16 protein-coding genes and 3 pseudogenes are annotated in these 18,497 nt (G+C 70.3%); 9 read left to right on the forward strand and 10 right to left on the reverse strand.

From position 1 onward, the window contains the following. The first annotated feature begins 42 nt into the window (after positions 1-42). Together VGX25_RS35880 and VGX25_RS34210 are read left to right on the forward strand one after the other, a co-directional pair. The gene (locus VGX25_RS35880; protein ID WP_414636075.1) at positions 43-1,113 is read left to right on the forward strand and encodes an SRPBCC family protein; all 1,071 of its coding nucleotides are present in this window, start codon (positions 43-45) and stop codon (positions 1,111-1,113) included. A gap of 45 nt (positions 1,114-1,158) precedes the next feature. After that, on the forward strand, positions 1,159-2,304 hold the full coding sequence (locus VGX25_RS34210; protein ID WP_414636076.1) for a CapA family protein: 1,146 nt from the start codon (positions 1,159-1,161) through the stop codon (positions 2,302-2,304). On the opposite strand, the gene VGX25_RS34215 is transcribed toward VGX25_RS34210, so the two are convergent. Beyond that, on the reverse strand, positions 2,258-2,518 hold the full coding sequence (locus VGX25_RS34215) for a hypothetical protein (protein ID WP_326922129.1): 261 nt from the start codon (positions 2,516-2,518) through the stop codon (positions 2,258-2,260). The two genes, VGX25_RS34210 and VGX25_RS34215, sit on opposite strands and share 47 nt — an antisense overlap. Before the next feature lie 120 nt (positions 2,519-2,638). Here VGX25_RS34215 and VGX25_RS35885 point away from each other — a divergent pair. Next, positions 2,639-2,728 (forward strand): annotated as a pseudogene (locus VGX25_RS35885) (NAD(P)-binding protein); the annotation flags it as partial. Between the two features lie 336 nt (positions 2,729-3,064). Here the strand turns inward: VGX25_RS35885 and VGX25_RS34220 are convergent. The 3 genes from VGX25_RS34220 to VGX25_RS34230 all read right to left on the reverse strand — a co-directional run bounded on the left by VGX25_RS34220 (position 3,065) and on the right by VGX25_RS34230 (position 5,899). Then, entirely contained in the window at positions 3,065-3,310 is a 246-nt protein-coding gene (locus tag VGX25_RS34220; RefSeq protein WP_326922130.1) for a DUF397 domain-containing protein, read from the reverse strand. Next, a complete protein-coding gene (locus VGX25_RS34225) occupies positions 3,297-4,172 on the reverse strand; it encodes a helix-turn-helix transcriptional regulator (RefSeq protein ID WP_326922131.1) in 876 nt (291 codons plus the stop codon). The genes VGX25_RS34220 and VGX25_RS34225 overlap by 14 nt, the downstream gene beginning before the upstream one ends. Positions 4,173-4,255: 83 nt before the next feature. Continuing rightward, complete coding sequence (locus VGX25_RS34230) at positions 4,256-5,899, reverse strand: DNA repair helicase XPB (protein WP_326922143.1); 1,644 nt, start codon at positions 5,897-5,899, stop codon at positions 4,256-4,258. A 91-nt stretch (positions 5,900-5,990) separates the two neighbouring features. On the opposite strand from VGX25_RS34230, the gene VGX25_RS34235 reads away from it, so the two are divergent. Next, positions 5,991-6,833 carry an LppU/SCO3897 family protein gene (locus VGX25_RS34235; RefSeq protein WP_326922132.1) on the forward strand — a complete coding sequence of 281 codons (843 nt, stop codon included), beginning with the start codon at positions 5,991-5,993 and terminating at the stop codon, positions 6,831-6,833. Between the two features lie 36 nt (positions 6,834-6,869). After that, positions 6,870-8,453 (forward strand): benzoylformate decarboxylase, encoded by a 1,584-nt coding sequence (gene mdlC, locus VGX25_RS34240; RefSeq protein WP_326922133.1) that lies wholly within the window; start codon positions 6,870-6,872, stop codon positions 8,451-8,453. A gap of 543 nt (positions 8,454-8,996) precedes the next feature. Here the strand turns inward: mdlC and VGX25_RS34245 are convergent. From VGX25_RS34245 to VGX25_RS34260, 4 genes are read right to left on the reverse strand one after another with little or no spacing between them, the layout of a single operon-like run. After that, entirely contained in the window at positions 8,997-9,860 is an 864-nt protein-coding gene (locus VGX25_RS34245; protein WP_326922134.1) for an ABC transporter ATP-binding protein, read from the reverse strand. Between the two features lies 1 nt (position 9,861). Further along, the gene (locus tag VGX25_RS34250; RefSeq protein ID WP_326922135.1) at positions 9,862-10,674 is read right to left on the reverse strand and encodes an ABC transporter permease; all 813 of its coding nucleotides are present in this window, start codon (positions 10,672-10,674) and stop codon (positions 9,862-9,864) included. Then, on the reverse strand, positions 10,671-11,438 hold the full coding sequence (locus tag VGX25_RS34255; RefSeq protein WP_326922136.1) for an ABC transporter permease: 768 nt from the start codon (positions 11,436-11,438) through the stop codon (positions 10,671-10,673). Before VGX25_RS34255 ends, VGX25_RS34250 begins: the two co-directional genes overlap by 4 nt. A gap of 1 nt (position 11,439) precedes the next feature. Then, positions 11,440-12,471 carry an ABC transporter substrate-binding protein gene (locus VGX25_RS34260; RefSeq protein ID WP_326922137.1) on the reverse strand — a complete coding sequence of 344 codons (1,032 nt, stop codon included), beginning with the start codon at positions 12,469-12,471 and terminating at the stop codon, positions 11,440-11,442. Between the two features lie 668 nt (positions 12,472-13,139). Between VGX25_RS34260 and VGX25_RS34265 the strand changes: the two genes are divergently transcribed. The 4 genes and pseudogenes from VGX25_RS34265 (at position 13,140) to VGX25_RS34280 (ending at position 17,779) form a co-directional block, all read left to right on the forward strand. Beyond that, entirely contained in the window at positions 13,140-16,031 is a 2,892-nt protein-coding gene (locus VGX25_RS34265; RefSeq protein WP_326922138.1) for a nitrate- and nitrite sensing domain-containing protein, read from the forward strand. Then, entirely contained in the window at positions 16,028-16,453 is a 426-nt protein-coding gene (locus VGX25_RS34270) for a roadblock/LC7 domain-containing protein (protein ID WP_326922139.1), read from the forward strand. Before VGX25_RS34265 ends, VGX25_RS34270 begins: the two co-directional genes overlap by 4 nt. 209 nt (positions 16,454-16,662) lie before the next feature. Next, positions 16,663-17,187: pseudogene (locus VGX25_RS34275) on the forward strand (DUF742 domain-containing protein); the annotation flags it as partial. Then, positions 17,168-17,779 carry an ATP/GTP-binding protein gene (locus VGX25_RS34280; RefSeq protein WP_326922141.1) on the forward strand — a complete coding sequence of 204 codons (612 nt, stop codon included), beginning with the start codon at positions 17,168-17,170 and terminating at the stop codon, positions 17,777-17,779. The pseudogene VGX25_RS34275 and the gene VGX25_RS34280, both read left to right, overlap by 20 nt. A gap of 8 nt (positions 17,780-17,787) precedes the next feature. Here the strand turns inward: VGX25_RS34280 and VGX25_RS34285 are convergent, their stop codons facing one another. Beyond that, positions 17,788-18,069 (reverse strand): hypothetical protein, encoded by a 282-nt coding sequence (locus tag VGX25_RS34285; protein WP_326922142.1) that lies wholly within the window; start codon positions 18,067-18,069, stop codon positions 17,788-17,790. A gap of 61 nt (positions 18,070-18,130) precedes the next feature. Next, positions 18,131-18,497: pseudogene (locus tag VGX25_RS34290) on the reverse strand (DNA-binding protein); the annotation flags it as partial.

Raw genomic sequence — 18,497 nt, forward strand, 5'->3', positions numbered from 1 at the left:
GTGTGACTCTCACACGGCGCCCCCTGACGGGAAGGGTGAGTCGTGAAGCTGGAGCACACGTTCAGCGTGCCCGCCGACCTGGACACCGTGTGGCAGGCCGTGGTCGACCCCGAACGGGTGGCCCCCTGCATGCCGGGCGCCACCCTGACCGAGGTGAACGGCTCGTCGTTCAGCGGCACCGTCAAGGTCAAGCTCGGCCCGATATCCTTGCTGTACAAGGGGTCCGGCGAGTTTCTCGAGGCCGACGAGCAGGCCCACCGCCTGGTGATCAAGGCCTCCGGCAAGGACTCCAAGGGCAATGGCACCGCCGCCGCGACCGTCACCGTGACCCTGCAGCCGAACGGCGACACCACCAACGGCTCGGTGCAGACCGACCTGACCATCACCGGCAAACCCGCCCAGTTCGGCCGCGGCATGATCTCCGAAGTCGGCGGCAAGATCCTCGACACGTTCGCCAACTGCCTGGCGACCAAGCTCGCGCCGAGCCCGTCGCCAGCCGAGCAACCCGCCGCCGCGCCCGAGCCGTCGACCCAGGCGGCAGCCGCACCCGCCGCGGCAACCCCGCAACCGGCAGATCCCGGTGCGGCAGCCCCGCAACCGGCCGCCGCACCCTCCGCATCAACCTCGCCACCTCCCGCCGGAACCGATCAGACGAGCGCGCCGTCGGCGTCCGCTGTCGGGCCGGCAACTCCGGCATCCTCAGTCACGACCCAGCCCTCGACCTCGGGATCCACCACCACCCCCGACGTGTCAACCAAGTCATCCACAGCCCCGTCCACCCTGGGGACAACCACCCCCGTTCAAGATCGTCCGGGGGTGCCCGCCGGTACGATGGACGAGGGGCCGCCCCCCGGGAGCGGTGGGGGCTACCCGCAGGAAGGCGCGGAGAAATCCGGTGCGGCGGCGGGGGATCAGTCGCGGGTGGCGGTGGTTGAGGAGAGCAGGGGGCGGTCCACGTCGAACGGGGTTCGGCGGGAGGCGGCCGAGCCGGAGACGGAGCCGATCGACCTGCTGCAGTACGCGGGGCCGTCGGTGCTCAAGCGGGTGGCGCCGCTGATCTTCGCGGGGATCGTCGTCGTGGTCATCATGGCCCGGCGGCGGCGTTCCCGTTAGTCTTGGCGACTCGTTTCGATTGCCGGATCTCCGTGTGGGGTGCACGTGGGGCGGGTCGTCACAGCCCTGCTCGCAAGCGGGGTGCTGCTCGCGGGGTGTGGGGCGGGTCCGAGCCAGGGACCGCCGGAGCCGATCGCGCCGGTGCCGCGCGGTCAGTCGGCGGGGGCGGGGCCGGACACGTTGGGGACGCCGTCGTTCACCGTGGTGGCGGCCGGTGATGTGCTGATCCATCCGCCGCTGACCGAGCAGGCGACGGCGGACGGCAAGGGGCGGCGGGACTATTCGGCGCTGTTCGCGGGGATCAAGCCGGTGATCGAGGGGGCGGACCTCGCGATCTGCCACCTGGAGGTGCCGCTGGCCGACGCCGACGGGCCGTTCACCGGGTATCCGCTGTTCTCCGCGCCGCCCGAGGTGGCCGGCGCGCTGGCCGCGACCGGCTACGACTCGTGCTCCACGGCGTCCAACCACACCATGGACCAGGGCCCGGCGGGCGTCGCCGACACGCTCGACGCGCTGGATGCCGCCGGGCTCAAGCACACCGGCTCGGCCCGCTCGGCGCGTGAGGCGGCCACCCCGCTGATCGTCGACGCCCACGGCGCGAAGGTGGGGTTGGTGTCGTACACGTTCGGCTTCAACCAGGGGACGAGCGTTCCGTCGGGGTCACCATGGCTCGGCAACCGGCTCGACCCGGCCAAGGTGCTCGCCGAGGCCCGCAAGGCCAAGGCGGCCGGCGCCGAGGTGGTGATCGCCAGCCTGCACTGGGGAATCGAGGACAGGCACGAGCCGACGGCCGATCAGCAGCGGATCGCCAAGCAGCTTCTGGCCGACCCGGCGGTGGACCTGATCGTCGGCCACCACGCCCACGTGGTCCAGCCGTTCGAGAAGATCGGCGGGAAGTGGGTCGCCTACGGGCTCGGCAACCAGATCGCCCGGCACGAGCAGCCGCGCGGCACCACCGAGGAGGGGGCGATCGCCCGCTTCCGCTTCGTCAAGACGCCGGACGGCTGGGCGATCGACAAGGCGGAGTACATCCCTACGCTTGTCGACCTCGGGCCGCCCATCCGCCTTCGCGACCTCACCACCGATTCCGAAGTGGACAATGCGCGCAGGACGAAGGCGCTCGACCGCACCGACGAGGTCGTCCTCAGCCGCGCCGCGGGTGACGCCGGCCTGACCCGGCCCGGGACCTGACCGGCCCCGCAAGGCCGTGCAGCAGGAGACCGGTGAGGGTGTCGAGGATCCGATCATCGTCGGAGCGGCCACCGTCGGCGGTGAGCAGCGCGTCGCCGAGCATGGAGAGCATCGCGCCCATTGCCGCGGCCACCAGCTCGGGGTCGCCGGGCAGCTGATGCCCGCGGTCGCGCAGGTGCTCCAGGTGCTGGCGGAACTTCGCCGTCTCACCCACCAGCGCCCGCCAGGCCCGCGGATCCGGGCTCGGCGGCGATCATCGACTGCATGAGGGCCACCCGGGCCGCCCCGAGTAGGGCCACCCTCGTCTTGGCCGCCTTCGTCTGGTGGCGGCGTCGCCGGAGCCTCGGCCGCGCTCGCCCTGTGCCGGACCGGCGCCGAGGTCACCGTGGACGAGTCGCACCCGGATCCCGGCGGCGACGTCGGTTCGTTCGTCAGCCTGGCCAGCAACGGGTTGCGCGGCCTTGACGCGCTCGGCTGCCTTGCGGAGATCCAGCGGGCCGGGATCGACGTGCCGCGGCAGCGGATGTGGTCGGCGTCCGGGAGGCTACGGAGCGATGTGCCGCGCGGCCGCCCATCATCCCCGCCGCGCTGGCGGCGTACGACACCGAACGCCGCCCGCGGATTGTCAAACTTCTCGGCACCGCCGAGGACAACCGCAACACCAAGACGGCCGGCCCCCTCAAGCGCCGACTCCAGGCCCTCGCGATGCGGTTGTTCGTGCCGTTGTTCTACGAGAAGCCCACGGCTTGGCTACGGTCGCTTAACCGAGGAAGCGGCGCCAGTGGGTGTGCGGAAACTCCAGGTGCGGGCCGTCAGGGTTCTTCGAGTCGCGGACCGCGACCGCCTCGACGACGAAGGCCACCTCGACGCAGTTGCTGCCGGCAGAGCCGCCGCTGAAGCTGCTCCTGCGCCAGGCGATCTGGACGCAGTTGCCGGTGCCGCCGCCGCTGAAGCTGCTCTTGCGCCAGGTCGACCAGATGGTGCGGTCCTGCTCAGGCGCGGTCATCGCGTTCCTCTTCCGGTTGGTCGTGCTCGCTTGCCAGCTGGGCAAGGAAGTCCCTCGATTCTCCCACGCTGAGGGCGAGCCGGGAGATTCTGGCAAGGATTCGGCCATAGGTTTCGATGTCGGCACGTCCATCCAGGAAGATGCTGGTGGTGAAGGTCTCCAGGTAGACCACCGGCCCGTGCTCGGCATAGCGCATCACCCGGAACGGACCGTTGAACGCGCCGTGTGGCCCAGCCGTGGACGGCACGATCCGGATCACGCAATGCGACAAGGACGTTTGGAACACCAGCTGGAGTAGCTGCTCGTTCATGACCTGCTCGCCGCCGACCTGCGAGCGCAATGCGCTCTCGTGGATGAAGAAGTCGAATACCGGCGGGTCTGGCCGGCGCATCAGGGCCTGCCGATCCATCCGGGCTTGGACACGCGCCTCGACTTCTTCCTGGGGTATCAGGCCGGTCCAGTAGAACAAGGCTCGGGCGTAGGCCTCGGTCTGCAGCAAGCCGGGGATGAGCAGCGGATCGTACTCATGGATGTTCACCGCGGTGGTCTCATGGAAGACCAGGGAGCGCAGCTCGTCCGGCAGGCGCTGGCCGTGCGGGCGGATCAGGTAGCCGTCGTCGGGCTCCCTGGCCAACTCGAGCAGCTCGTTCAGCTCCTCCTTGTGCACTCCGCAGAAGGTCAGGTAGATCGCGACATCCACTTCGGACTGGCCGCGGCCACCGCTCTCCATCCTGGACAGCTTGGCCGGCGACCAGCCGAGCTTGCGCGCCACGTAGCTCAACTGCAGGCCCGCCGCCAACCGCCGCTTCCGCAGCTCGGCGCCCAACTCCCGACCACGCGCGGTGGAATCCCGGTCCGTCATAACGGCACGGTAAGCCGGACGCGCCGCCCGACGTGCCCACGACACCGCGGGTCCACGCGATCGGATCAGGCCTTACCGGGCGGTCAAGCCGTTAGCAGGTCGTCGGCGTCGACGATGGTGTAGGAGTAGCCCTGTTCGGCGAGGAAACGTTGGCGGTGGGCGGCGTAGTCGGTGTCGAGGGTGTCGCGGGAGACGACGGAGTAGAAGTGGGCTTGGCGGCCGTCGCCTTTGGGGCGCAACAATCTTCCGAGCCGTTGGGCTTCCTCCTGGCGGGAGCCGAAGGTGCCGGAGACTTGGACGGCGACGGAGGCTTCGGGTAGGTCGATGGAGAAGTTGGCGACTTTGGACACGACCAGGACGCGTTGCTCGCCGCGGCGGAAGGCGTCGTAGAGGGCTTCGCGTTCGGCGTTTTTGGTGGAGCCTTGGATGATGGGGGCGTCGAGGAGGGCGCCCAGCTCTTCGAGTTGGTCGAGGTAGGCGCCGATGACCAGGGTGGGTTCGTCGGGGTGGCGGGCCAGGATGCGTTGCACGACCGGGAGTTTGGTGGCCACGGTGGAGCACAGTCGATACTTTTCGTCGGCTTCGGCGACGGCGTAGGTGAGTCGTTCGTTGTCGGTGAGGGTGACGCGAACCTCGGTGCAGGCGGCGGGAGCGATCCAGCCCTGGGCTTCGATGTCGCGCCAGGGGACGTCGTAGCGTTTGGGTCCGATCAACGAGAACACGTCGCCTTCGCGGCCGTCCTCGCGGACCAGGGTGGCGGTCAACCCCAGCCGGCGGCGGGACTGCAGGTCGGCGGTCATCCGGAACACCGGCGCCGGCAGCAGGTGCACCTCGTCGTAGATGACCAGGCCCCAGTCGCGGGAGTCGAACAGCTCCAAGTGCCGGTACTCGCCCTTGGACTTGCGGGTCATCACCTGGTAGGTGGCGATGGTGACCGGGCGGATCTCCTTGCGCTCGCCGGAGTACTCGCCGATCTCGTCCTCGGTCAGCGACGTGCGGGCGACCAGCTCACGCTTCCACTGCCGCCCGGCCACGGTGTTGGTCACCAGGATCAGCGTGGTGGCCTGCGCCTCGGCCATCGCCGCGGCGCCGACCAGCGTCTTGCCCGCGCCGCACGGCAGCACCACCACGCCCGATCCGCCGGCCCAGAACGCCGACGCGGCCTTGCGCTGGTAGTCCCGCAGCGCCCAGCTGTCCTCGCGCAGCGCGATCGGGTGGTGCTCGCCGTCGACGTAGCCGGCCAGGTCCTCGGCCGGCCAGCCCACCTTGAGCAGCAGCTGCTTGAGCCGGCCGCGCTCGCTTGGGTGCACGACGACGGTGTCCTCGTCGATCCGTGCGCCGAGCATCGGGCCGATCTTCTTGTTGCGCAGGACCTCCTCGAGCACCGCGCGGTCCACAGTGGACATCACGAGCCCGTGCGCCGGGTGGTTGACCAGCGTCAGCCGGCCGAACCGGCCCATGGTGTCGACCACGTCGATCAGCAGCGGCTGCGGTACCGGGTAGCGCGAGTACCGGGACAGCGCGTCGACCACCTGCTCGGCGTCGTGCCCGGCGGCGCGCGCGTTCCACAGCGCCAGCGGGGTGATCCGGTAGGTGTGCACGTGCTCCGGCGCCCGCTCCAGCTCGGCGAACGGCGCGATGGCGATGCGCGCGTCCTCGGACAGCGGGTGGTCGACCTCGAGCAGCAAGGTCTTGTCGGATTGCACGATCAGCGGGCCGTCGGTCACCTTCCCAGTCTCCCATTTCACCCGACCGGCGTATGCGGACGCGGGACATCGCGCTAGATTGCGGCGCGACGACTCCCCGACGAGGTGACGCATGAACCACCCGAACCCTCCCCACCAGCCGGGTCCGTACGGTCCGCCGCCACCTGGGCAGCAACCCCCGCCCTACCGGCCGCCGCAGCCACCACCGTACGGTCAGCAGCCACCTCCGTACCGGCAGCAGCCGCCGCCCTACCGGCAGCCACCCACGCCGCCGGGTGGGCAACCGCCGCCCCACGGTCAGCCGGCCACACCGCCCGGCGGCCAACCGCCGTTCGGTCCACCGTCCACACCGCCCGGCGGCCAGCCGCCACCGTTCGGCCAGCCGCAGTCCGACTACCCGCCGCCCCCGGACTACCCGCCCGCCCCGACCGGCGGCGAGCCGGCCAAGCCGAGCGGCAAGCGCAAGCTGCTCGTCGGCATCATCGCGCTCGTGGTGGCCGCCGGGGCTTATGCCATCTTCCAGTTCGTCCTCAACAAGGACAGCGCCAGCAGCGCAGAGGCCGGGGACTGCATCAAGGTCAACCGCGCCTCCACCACAAGCGCCGACGTCGAGAAGATCGACTGCAACGACAACATCGCCGTGTTCAAGGTGGCCAAGAAGCTCGACAACGACACCGACCAATGCCCGACGCCGGACTACGAGAAGTACACCCAGACCGGCGCCGGCTCGGACTTCGCGCTGTGCCTCATGCTCAACGCCAAGGAAGGCGACTGCTTCGCCGACTACGACACTCCGGACAAGCGGGCCCGAGTGGACTGCGCCAGCGCCGAGGTGAAGGTGGCCAAGCTGGTCTCCGGCACCGCCGACGAGAAAGCATGCGAGCAGGACAGCCTGGCGCTGGTCTACCCCGAACCGGCCACCACGTTCTGCCTGGTTCAGCCGCAGGGGTTGTGAGCCTTTCGAGCGCTGACCTGGGGTAGCTTGGCTTGGGTGAGCACGGTTCGAGACGTCACCCGCGAGCTGATGCGCCGGCTCGACCTGACCACCGTGTTCGGCAACCCCGGCACGACCGAGATCGGGTTCCTGCGCGACTGGCCGTCGGACTTCCGCTACGTGCTCGGGCTGCAGGAGTCGGCCGTCGTCGCCATGGCCGACGCGTACGCCCAGGTACGCCGGTCGCCGGTGCTGGTGAACCTGCACTCGGCGGGCGGCGTCGGCCACGGCCTCGGGCACGTCTTCACCGCGTACCGGCACCGCACCCCGATGATCGTGCTCGCCGGCCAGCAGGTGCGCTCGCTGCTGCAGCCGGGCGAGGCGTTTCTCGCCGCCGACGACGCCGCGCAGTTCCCGCGGCCGTACGTCAAGTGGAGCTGTGAGCCGGCCCGCGCCGCCGACGTGCCCGCCGCGATCGCCCGCGCGTACCACGTGTCGACGTCCGCGCCGTACGGTCCGACGTTCGTCTCCGTGCCCGCCGACGACTGGGACGAGGCCGCCGCGCCCGTCGCCGTCCGGCCCCGGATCGCCGGCTTCGCCCCGGACCCCGACGCCCTCGGCGGGCTGGTCGACGCGCTGACCGCCGCCCGGCGCCCGGCCCTGGTGGCCGGCCCGGCCGTCGACGTGGACGGCGCCGTGCCCGACCTGGTCGAGCTGGCCGAGAAATGCCGGGCCGCCGTGTGGGCCAGCCCGATGTCACCGCGCTCGTCGTTCCCCGAGGATCACCCGCTGTTCCAAGGCTTCCTGCACCCCGAGGAGCGCGCGCTGGCCGACGCGCTGTCCGGCTACGACCTGGTCGTCGTGCTCGGCGCCCCGGTCTTCACCTACCACGTGTTCCGCGGGTCGTCGTCCGTCCCGCTGCCCCCGCTGTACCTGATCAGCGAGGACGAGCAGCTGCTCGCCCGCGCGGCCACCGGCGTCGGCATCCGGGCCACGCTGCGTCTGGCCATCCGCGCGCTCACCGCCGCGCTCCCGCCGTCCGACCGCGTCCCGCCGGCCCCGCTGGCCCGCCCGCCCCGCCCCGCCGCGCGCTCGCCCATCCCGGTCGACCTCGTGCTCGCCACCCTCGCCGACGAGCTCCCCGCCGACGCCATCGTCGTCGAGGAGATCCCCAGCCACCTCAACGTCCGCCGCTCCCACCTGCCGATCCGGGCCCGCGGCACCGGCCTGCTCAGCACCCCGAGCGGCACCCTCGGCTACGCGCTGCCCGCCGCCATCGGCGCCGCCCTCGGCCGCCCCGACCGGCGGGTGGTCGCGGTCGTCGGCGACGGCTCGGCGATGTACGGCATCCAGGCCCTGTGGACCGCCGCCCAGGAGAACGCCCCGGCCGTGTTCGTCATCCTGGACAACTCCCAGTACGCCGCGGTCCGCATCCTCGCTGAGTCCGCAGGCGGCGCCAAGGTCCCTGGCGTCGACCTCGGCGGCATCGACTTCACCGCGCTCGCCACCGGCCTAGGCTGCGCCACCCACCTGATCGACCACCCCCGCGACCTCCGCCCCACCCTCACCAAGGCCCTGACCGACGACCGCCCCACCGTCCTCCACATCAAGATCGACCCCGACCCGCACACCCTGTACTGAGCCGAATCCGCTCCCGGGCGACCTCCCGGCACAGTCGGCTGCCGGACGCGGGACACACCGAGCCGGGAGCGCGGCAAAACCTCAGTTGACCTTCGCTCCTACCCCAACCCAGCCCCACCCGTCCTCAGGGGCTCCGGCAAGATCGCCGATTCTGCAGCCGATTCGGGCGATCGGACCGGTATCTCGGCGATCATGCCTGCCTCCCGGCACCATGCCAGGGCCCTGCCGGATAAGCGCAGGGCTGCCGCACAGTCGGGCTTCCGCAACGCGTCACACGGTTGCCCGGAACCGTCATACGCCGACCCGACGGCGGGACACGCCCGGGATCGCGGTCCTGGCCCGGCGTGTCTCGCCTTCGGTAGGCGTGTTCGGCCTTGGCGCCGCCGTGTCAAACCCCCCGTTGATCTTCGCTTCTACCCCTACTCGGCCCCCACCCCGTCATGGGGTGGGGGGTGGGTTCGTGGGCAGTTTAGCCGCGCCGATCGACGGGTGATCTTGACCGGCCGGAGTTGTCCACAGGTGGGTGGGGTTGTGGATAAGGGGTCAGGGGACCTCGGCGCGGCGGGCGGTTTCGGCGCGTTCGGCCTCGAGGAAGGGGTCGGTGGTGGGGCCGGGCCGGGCCGGGGTGCGGTCGTCGACGCGGGGGGTGTGGAGGAGGCGGGCGATCTCGGTGCGGAGCTCGACGAAGGTGGCCGAGCCGCGGGTGGTGATCTGGTCGCGGTCGGCGGGGAGGTCGACGGGGAGATCGCGGACGATGGTGGCGGGGGAGGCCGACAGCACGAGGACGCGGTCGCCGAGGTAGACGCTTTCGTCGATGTCGTGGGTGACCAGCAGAACGGTGGACTTGTGCTCGCGGCGGACGCGGAGCAGGAGGTCCTCGAGCTCGGCGCGGGTCTGGGCGTCGACGGAGGCGAACGGCTCGTCCATGAGCAGCAGGGCGGGCTGGCAGGCGAGGGCGCGGGCAATGGACACGCGCTGCTGCATGCCGCCGGACAGCTGCCACGGATATTTTCCGCCGACGTCGCCGAGGCCGACCCAGTCGAGCGCCTCGGCGGCCCTTGCCCGGCGGGCGGCACGGGACGACACCCGGCCCCGTAGCGGGAACTCGACGTTGCGGCGGACGGTGAGCCAGGGGAACAGCGAGCGGCTGTAGTCCTGGAACACCACGGCGAGGTCGGTGGGGACGCCGTGCACCGGGTTGCCGTGCAGGCGGATCTCGCCGGCGGTGGGCGTGATCAGCCCGGCGATGCAGCGCAGCAGGGTGGACTTGCCGCAGCCGGAGGGACCCACGATGCACGCGAGCTGGCCGGTCTGCACCGTAAAAGTCAGGTCCTGCACGGCGATGTGTGCTTCTGCCCCCGCGCCGTAGCGGTGAACGAGGCCGTTCACCTCCAGCATCGTTGGCATGTCACCCTCCTGCCTGCATTGCGTGTTCGGTGTGCCGGCTCGGCTGCCAGGCCAGCACCCGCCGCTCGACGATGAGGAACAGCGTGTTGAGCACGTACCCGACGATGCCGAGCAACACGATCCACGCCCACATGATCGTGGGGTCGAACTGGCGCTGGGCGAAGATCAGCTCGCTGCCGATCCCGCCGGACCTGCCCACCAGTTCCGAGACAACCATGAGCAGCACGGCGATGGAAAGGCTCAGCCGCAGTCCGGCGAAGATTTTCGGCAGGGCCGCGGGCAGCACCACCATCGTGACCCACTGGGACCGGGAGGTGCGGAACGACCGGGCCGTGTCGGTCTGCACCGGGTCGACCGACCGGACCCCGTCCACGGTGTTGAGCAGCACCGGCCACACCGCGCCGAACACGATCGTGGCCAGCTTCATCTCGTGGTCGATGCCGAACAGGCCGATGAACACCGGGATCAGCGTCACCGGCGGGATCGCCCGCATGAAGGCGAACAGCGGTCCCACGTAGTCCATCCCGGTGCGCGACCGGCCGAGCGCGGCGCCGAGCGCGACCCCGATGACCGCGGCGATGAGGAAGCCGCCGAGGATCCGGCCGAGGCTGGGCAGGATGTTCTCGAACCACGAGTCGGTCAGGAACAGGTGCGACGCCGGCCCGGTGAACCAGAGCTCGAACCCCGCCTCGGCGATCGCCGTCGGCGGCGGGAGGAAGTAGGCCTTCGCCGCCCGCGCGGCCAGCTCCCACACCACGACCGCGCCGAGGAGAACCAGCCAGCGCTGCATCAACCAGATCAGCTGACGGCTCATTTGGTCTCCCCGACGACCGTGCTCCACCTGAACCAGCGCCGGCCGAGCCGCTCGAGGCCCTCGTTGATCAGGTAGCCGATGACGCCGGCCACGATGGTGGCGGCCAGCACCAGGTCCATCCGGCCGGCGCCCTCGTAGACCTCGAGGGTGTACCGGCCGATCCCGCGGATCGCGCCGGCGACGTACTCCACGCTGATCACCACGATCAGCGCGATCGCCGCGGACAGCCGGATCCCGGTGAAGATGAACGGCGCCGCGTGCGGCAGCGCCACCGAGGTCATCACCCTGGCCCGGCTGGTGCCGAACGACCGCGCCGTGTCCACGAGCAGCGGGTCGATCTCGTCCAGCGCGTAGATCGTGTTGAACATGATCGGCCAGACCGAGGCGTACACCGCGAGCGTGATCTTGGTATCCGGCCCGCCGCCGATCAGCACGAGCGCGGCCGGGATCAGCGCCACCGAGGGGATGGGGCGCAGGAACTCCACGATCGCCCTGGTCGCGACGCGCACCGCCGGGAGGCTGCCGAGGACGAGACCGGCCGGCACGGCGATGGCGATCGCGATGCCCAGCCCGATCGCCCAGGCCAGGACGGTCGCGATCACGTCGCGAAGGAACACCTCGGTGCTGAGCAGGTCCACCAGCCGGGGCAGCACCTCGCTGGCCGGCGGGATGGACAGTGTGGACACCAGGCCGGACCTGGCGGCCACCTCCCAAATCAGGAAGAAGCCGCCAAGCCCGATCAGGTTCCGGACGATCGGTCGCACGCTAGCCCGTCGTCGCCGGCTTGGCGATCATCTTGGACGCGTCGATCTTCTCCGGGATCACCTTGAACTCCAGCATGAGGTCGGCCACCCGCTGCAGCCGCGTCGCGTCGAGCGCCGACTGGAAGGTCAGCAGCGTGACCAGCTTGGCGGTGTCCGCGTCGATCTTCGCGTACTCCTGCAGCAGCGGCTCCACCTTGCTCCGGTCCGCCTTGGCCTCGTCGGTCGCCCGCTGCATGACCCGCTGGAACGCGGCCACGGTCTTCGGGTTGTTCTTGACGAACTCGGCGGTGGAGCCGTACCCGGCGGTCGGCATGTTGGCCGTGGGGCCGGTCGCGGTGTCGAAGACCGGGATCGCACCGACCGTCTTCTGCGCCTGGGACAGGAACGGCTCGGTCACGAAGGCGGCGTCGACGCTGTGCTTGGCCAGCGCGTCGGCGGTCTGCGGGAACGGGATCTCCACGTAGGTGATCGAGGCGGGGTCGATCCCGTTGGTCTTGAGGGTGGAGTTGATCATCAGGTCGGAGATCGTGTTTCGGGCGGTGATCGCCACCTTCTTGCCGGCCATGTCCTTGATGCTCTTGACCGGCGAGTCCGGCATGGCCACGACCATGCAGCTGCCGGGGCCGGCCGAGGAGGCGTCGGCGACGAACATGATGTCGGCCGCGCCCTTGGACTTTGCCACGAAGAACGGGGTGAAGCTCGAGTAGGCGATGTCAACTTCCTTGGCGGTCAGCTTGGAGACCGAGTCGCCACCGCTCTTGGCGACCACGACGTCCTTCGCGGGGTCGAAGGTGAAGCCGGCCTCCTTGAAGTACCCGTTCTTCACCGCAAGGTGGAACGGGGCGAGGTCGGACGTGGTCATGATCGAGAGCTTGAGATTGGGCTTCTCCAGGCCACCGGGGGAATTCGTGGCCGGGGACTCGTCGTCGGAGCCGCCGAGCAGCCCGCAGCCGGTCAGGGCGCTGAACAGGGCGACGACTAAGACGGCGATGGGGAAGCGAGCGCGTAGGGATGAGGTTCCGCGTCGGGGCATGAAGCCTCTCCTCGTGGATGAAGTACGTGTAGGTGGTATGGACAACGGGCAACACTGTAGAGACAGTGGCCATCGCGTCACAATCAGTGCCCGATACGCTGGATTCCCACTGTTGACACCACACCTTCGTGTTGTCTAGACCGCAGCTCGTCGGGCTTGTGCATACTGTGGCGAGTCCGACTGGGACCGTCCTTACAACGTGTGAGTGACAACTACAAAGCGTTTCAGCCTGTCGCCAACCTGATACCAGCTCGCGCGGTTTTCGATACCAGCCGTTCGGCTGAATCGTTGCTCGAGTGTGACGCGGCCACCCGGAAGTGGGTCCATGCGCCTAGAAGGCTTACATCGTGGCGTAGACTCCGCTACCTTCGGTTGCCACAGTGAGGTTGAGGTTCATCGAAGCGGTGAGGGTGGGCGCGCCGATGGGTCGGCGTCTTCACTGGGGTAGCTGTCCAAACTAGCTGGCCTCAGGGTAAAGGGCTACTGGCTGAAGAGCAGGGAGAGTGCTGGGAGTGCCCGACCACACTGCCGGGGTTCAACCTGGCCCCGGGATTGGCGCCTTGCCGGGTGGTGTCGACGCGTCCGATCGAGACCGTGATGCCGCCACCAGAGACAGGGCGCGCGCCCTCGCATCGCGGCGGGCGGTGAAGGGTGGCTCGCCGTGGCGCATGCGCAACTGGCGGCTGCGTACGAAGCTGATCGCCGTCCTCTTCGTCCCGACGCTGACCGCGCTGGCGCTCGGCGGGCTGCGGGTGAAGGCGGACCTCGACCGGGCCGATGCCTTCCGGCAGACGGTCAGCCAGGTCGACCTGGCCCGCAACGTCACGCGGGTGGTGCACGAGCTGCAGAAGGAGCGCACGCTGTCGGTGGCCTGGAAGGCCCTCGGCGACCGCAGCGCGCCCCGCCAGGAGCTCGACGCCCAGATCACCCGGGTCGACCAGGCCGTCGTCGAGGCCAACGCCGCGGCCGCACGCCTGGAGACCGAGGCCGCGGTTCAGCAGCGGTACGACCGGGGCCTGCAGCGGCTCACCGCGCTCAAGGCGCTGCGGGACGCCGCCAAGGGAACCGACTACCCGGACGTGTCGGTCTTCACCTCGTACTCGAACATCCTGGACGCGCTGATCCAGTTGGGACGCGAGGTCAACACCGCGGTCACCGACCGGGAGCTGCTCCGCGAGGGCACGGTCATCCAGGCGCTCAGCGAGCACAAGGAGTTCGTCGGCAAGGAGAACGCGATCCTGGAGATCGCCGCCTCCCCGGCGCGCAACCAGTTCCCCGCCAACCTGCTCGACCGGGTCCGGGCCGCCCAGGCAAGCTCCGAGGCCACCCGGGACGCCTTCTTCGCCAACTCCGCCCCGGCGCAGCAGCAGCTGTACTCCGACACCGTCAGCGGCACCCAGGTCGACAACCGGGAGCGGCTCAAGCAGACCGCGATCATCCGCGCGGAGAACCTGCAGCCGCTGGACTTCACCCCCGAGGCGCGCCAGCAGCTGACCACCGACGGCTTCGCCACCGTCGAGCGCATCCGCACGGTCGAGACCAACCTGCTCGACCGCCTCCGTGCCGCGGCCGACGACCAGGCCTCGGCGGCCACCAACTCGGCCTGGCGCAACGCCGCCTACGTGCTGGCCGCGCTGCTGCTGGCCGTGCTGCTGATGCTGATCGTCTCCCGGTCGCTGCTCAAGCCGCTGCGCGTGCTGCGGCGCGACGCGCTGGACGTGGCCAACCGCCGCCTGCCGGCGACGGTGCAGCGGATCCTCGCCGACCCCGACCCGGTGGCGGCGGCCAAGACCGCGATCGACCCGGTCCCGGTGTTCACCCGCGAGGAGACCGGCCAGCTGGCCCGGTCCTTCGACGCGGTGCACGACCAGGCCGTCAAGATGGCGACCGAGCAGGCCCTGCTGCGCGACAACATCAACTCGATCTTCGTCAACCTGTCCCGGCGCAGCCAGGCGCTCGTCGAGCGGCAGCTTGCCCTCATCGACCGGCTCGAGCAGGACGAGCAGGACCCCGACCAGCTCGCCAGCCTGTTCGAGCTGGACCACCTGGCCACCCGGATGCGGCGCAACAGCGAAAGCCTGCTGGTGCTGTCCGGCAGCGGCCTTTCCCGGCAGCTGTCCCGGCCGGTGCCGGCGTCCGAAGTGGTCGGCGCCGCGGTGTCCGAGGTGGAGCACTACGCCCGGATCGAGGTCGTCTCCGCTCCTGAGGTCACCGTCCAGGGCCGCGCGGTCAGCGACCTCGTGCACCTCATCGCCGAGCTGCTGGACAACGCCACCTTCTTCTCCGAGCCGGACAAGAAGGTCGTCGTGCGGATGGCCGTGACCCGCAAGAAGGAGCTGGCCATCCAGATCACCGACTCCGGGGTCGGAATGTCCGAAGAGGAGATCGAGGCGGCCAACCAGCGCCTTGCCGACCCGCCGGACCTCGACGTCGCGGTGACCAGGCGGATGGGCCTCTACGTGGTCGCCCGGCTGGCCAAGCGGCACAACATCATCGTGCGGCTGCGCGACAACGAGGACATCGAGGGCGGGCTGATCGCGCGGATCAACGTCCCGGCCGACCTGATCGCGCCCGCCGGCACGGCGACGCACGCGCTGCCGTCGGCTCTGCACAGCGACCTGGACACCACGTCCAGCCTGGCCGCGACCGGCCACACTGGACAGTTCACCAGCCCGGCCAGCCGGGCGAGCGGCATCGCCGGTGCGTTCACCGGCGGCATTCCGCGGCTGCGCCCGGACAGCGGTCTGGTCGGCGAGTCCCAAGTGGACCGTCCGGCCCAGGAGGTCGCCGGGTACCCGCCGTTCGCCCCCGCCTACAACCCCGGCGGGGTGAGCAACGCCAACGGCGTCGGCGACACGCAGGGCGGCTGGACCAGCAAGCCCACCGAGGCGGTGGCCGACGGCGGCGACGGCAAGCGCAACGGCCGGTCCGACGAGCAGCCGACCACGGCGCTGTTCGGCAACCCGCTTACCGACCCCGCCCCGAGCCAGCCGCAGCAGCAGCCCGCGGTCGCCGACACCACCGGCTCGCAACCGCTGCAGGAGGTAGCGCTCAACGTGGACGCGCCGACCGAGCGGTTGCCGATCTACGAGCAGGTGCTGTCGCAGTGGTTCGAGTCCGTCGACACCGGCGCCCACCGGGCCGCCGACACGTCCCGCAACGGCGACGCCGAGGGTGAGACCCCCTCGGCCAACGGCGAGGAGCCGGCCGCCGAGGAGGCGCCGCGGCCCGAGACCAAGCCGTGGGTCTCGCCGGGCGACGAGGGGTGGCAGGCCGCCCGCGCGTTGCTGGAGAACACCGGCGAGGATGTGCTGACCAACGCGGGCCTGCCGAAGCGGGTGCCCAAGGCCCATCTCGTGCCCGGGTCGGCGGCGCCACGCCACGAGGCCGCGGAGGCGCCACCGCCTCCGCCGCTTCCGCCCCGCTCGGCCGAGGCCGTGCGTGGCCGGATGTCGAGTTTCCAGCAGGGGGTACGGCGTGGACGCCATGCTCTGATCGAGGCCTACGCTGGTGACCCGTCCTCTTCCGACGAGAGCCGTAAAGACGAGGAGCAGGAGTGACGACCGCGTCCGTACAACAGCCCGGCAGTTTCGGGTGGCTCATCACCGATTTCGTCCGCCAGGTGCCCGGCGTCGCGCACGCGGTGGTGGTCTCGGCCGATGGCCTGCTGCTCGCCAGCTCCCAGGGCCTGCCGCGGGACCGCGCGGAGCAGCTTTCCGCGGTGGCTTCGGGCCTGGTCAGCCTGACCCAGGGCGCCGCACGGTGCTTCGAGGCCGGTGGGGTGAACCAGACCGTGGTCGAAATGGACCGCGGTTACCTGTTCCTGATGTCCATTTCGGACGGCTCGTGCCTTGCCGTGCTGGCCGCGCCGAACTGCGACATCGGGTTGGTTGCCTACGAGATGACGTTGCTGGTCGAACGCGTCGGCCAGCAGATGACTCCGGAGCTGCGCGCTCAGCTGCAGGGAGCGCAGCGCAGGTGAGCGGAGCTTGCGGAGCGAACCATCGACGCTGCCCCGACGCCGAGGGACGAGGCGGCGGGGTCACCAGCACCGAGCTTGCGAGGTGCTGGACTTGAGCGTCGGCGCATTAGCCGCGCCGCCGCGCCAGAGCGGAGGATGACACAAAGATGCCGGAGAGAGGTTGGGAGGATCTTCCCGAGCACGGCGACGCGCCGAACCGGTTCGATGTGGGCGGTTTGGGCGCGCGGCTGTTCGGGGGACCGAGCGCGACCCTGTACGGCGACCCCGGGATCCCCGCTCAGACCGATTGGGACAGCAAGGAGATCCCGTCAGTCAGCAATGGTGTTGGGGGTTCGGAGCCGGCGGGCAACGGAGGCGCGAACGTCGCGGCCGAGGTCGAGGCCGGCTCGTACGAGGCCGGCTCGATGGTGCGCCCCTACACCAAGACCGGTGGTCGTACCAGGTCCGAGTACGACCTGGCCATCGAGGCGCTGGTGTCCACCAGCGAGCGGGGCCGGTCGCTGGACACGTCGTTGCGTCCGGAGCATCGCTCCATTTGTGGACTGTGCCTGGACACCAGGTCCGTCGCCGAGGTCGCCGCGCACCTGCGGCTGCCCCTCGGCGTTGCCAGAGTGTTGATCGGAGATATGGCTGGCATGGGGCTCGTCCTGATCCATCAGAGCGGCATGGTCGTCGGTGACCGGCCGTCGATCGAATTCATGGAAAGGGTGCTCAGTGGTCTCCGCAGGCTCTAGTCCCCTCAGCTCGCGCGGCTCGGCCGCTCCGCAGCCGACCACGTCGGCCAAGATCGTCGTCGCCGGCGGCTTCGGCGTCGGAAAGACGACGCTCGTCGGCTCGGTCTCGGAGATCGTTCCGCTGACCACCGAGGCCGTCATGACCGAGGCGAGCGTCGACGTCGACGACCTGTCGGCCACGCCGAACAAGACCACCACCACGGTCGCCATGGACTTCGGTCGGGTCTCGCTGGACAGCGACCTGATCCTGTACCTGTTCGGCACGCCGGGCCAGCACCGGTTCTGGTTCATGTGGGACGACCTGGTGCGCGGCGCGATCGGCGCCGTGGTGCTTGTCGACACCCGCAGGCTGGCCGACGCGTTCGCCTCGATCGACTTCTTCGAGGACCGCCAGCTGCCCTACGTGATCGCGATCAACTGCTTCGACCGGGTGCTGCACCACCGCGTGGACGACGTCCGCGACGCCCTGACCATCGAGCAGACCGTGCCCGTGGTCACCTGCGACGCGCGCGACCGCGAATCGACCAAGGAGACATTGATCACACTGGTCGAGCACGCCATGCACCAACGCATGTCCGCACGCGCGGGTTAGGGGTCGGCTCAGGCGGCCTCGCCGAGGGCGCGGCGGGCGTAGTAGCTCATGGACTCGGTGGCCTCGGTCGCCGCTTCGAGATCTTCGCGGGCGAATGCCCGTAACGCGTCGGCGGCCCGGCAGACACCCATGATCGCGTCGATGATCCGCTCGTGTTCCTCGTCGGTCCGTGTGAGATCCAACTCGCCCAGCAGGTTCTGGACGGACTCGTCAAGACTGTCGGCCCGCTCGAGGAAATCGTGGCGGACCACGGCATGCCCCTGGTCCGGGGTGAGCTCGTCGTCGGCCATAGCCACACGGTGCGCTCGCGCGGTCAACTCGCGGTCGCATCCGGCTCGAGTCCTGGCCGACTCAGGTGTCCTCGACCAGGGCGGCGGCGGTAATGCGGTGCAGCGGGTACTGGCGGACCGCGCCGTGGGTGACGTCGCGTCCCTCCAGGATGCCGCCGCCGACCCGAAACGGGTCGACGATGCGCTGCGACGCGCTGCCGTGGCTGTCGACGAACCAGATCCAGACGTGGCTCTGCGCGGCGATGGCCTCGCGCAGCAGGGCGACGGTGGCCGCGGTGTCGGTGACCCCGGAGCCGGAGGCCAGTGACACGGTGCGGGTCGGTCGGCGCTCGGCGGCGCGGTCGCCGGCCCGCAGGCCGCGGACCAGCTCGGCGAGCCGGTCCGGGGTGGGCGCCCGGGGAGTGGACGGCCGGCGGGTGGTGCGGGCC

It is taken from the genome of Actinophytocola sp. (genome assembly GCF_035942955.1).
Classification (GTDB): domain Bacteria; phylum Actinomycetota; class Actinomycetes; order Mycobacteriales; family Pseudonocardiaceae; genus DASYTH01.

Excerpts from the sequence above, each read along its gene's own strand:
- VGX25_RS34220 (WP_326922130.1), bottom strand. The coding sequence starts at position 3,310 with ATGACCGCGCCTGAGCAGGACCGCACCATCTGGTCGACCTGGCGCAAG.
- VGX25_RS34225 (WP_326922131.1), bottom strand. The coding sequence starts at position 4,172 with ATGACGGACCGGGATTCCACCGCGCGTGGTCGGGAGTTGGGCGCCGAG.
- VGX25_RS34235 (WP_326922132.1), top strand. The coding sequence starts at position 5,991 with ATGAACCACCCGAACCCTCCCCACCAGCCGGGTCCGTACGGTCCGCCG.
- VGX25_RS34245 (WP_326922134.1), bottom strand. The coding sequence starts at position 9,860 with ATGCCAACGATGCTGGAGGTGAACGGCCTCGTTCACCGCTACGGCGCG.
- VGX25_RS34250 (WP_326922135.1), bottom strand. The coding sequence starts at position 10,674 with ATGAGCCGTCAGCTGATCTGGTTGATGCAGCGCTGGCTGGTTCTCCTC.
- VGX25_RS34260 (WP_326922137.1), bottom strand. The coding sequence starts at position 12,471 with ATGCCCCGACGCGGAACCTCATCCCTACGCGCTCGCTTCCCCATCGCC.
- VGX25_RS34265 (WP_326922138.1), top strand. The coding sequence starts at position 13,140 with ATGCGCAACTGGCGGCTGCGTACGAAGCTGATCGCCGTCCTCTTCGTC.
- VGX25_RS34285 (WP_326922142.1), bottom strand. The coding sequence starts at position 18,069 with ATGGCCGACGACGAGCTCACCCCGGACCAGGGGCATGCCGTGGTCCGC.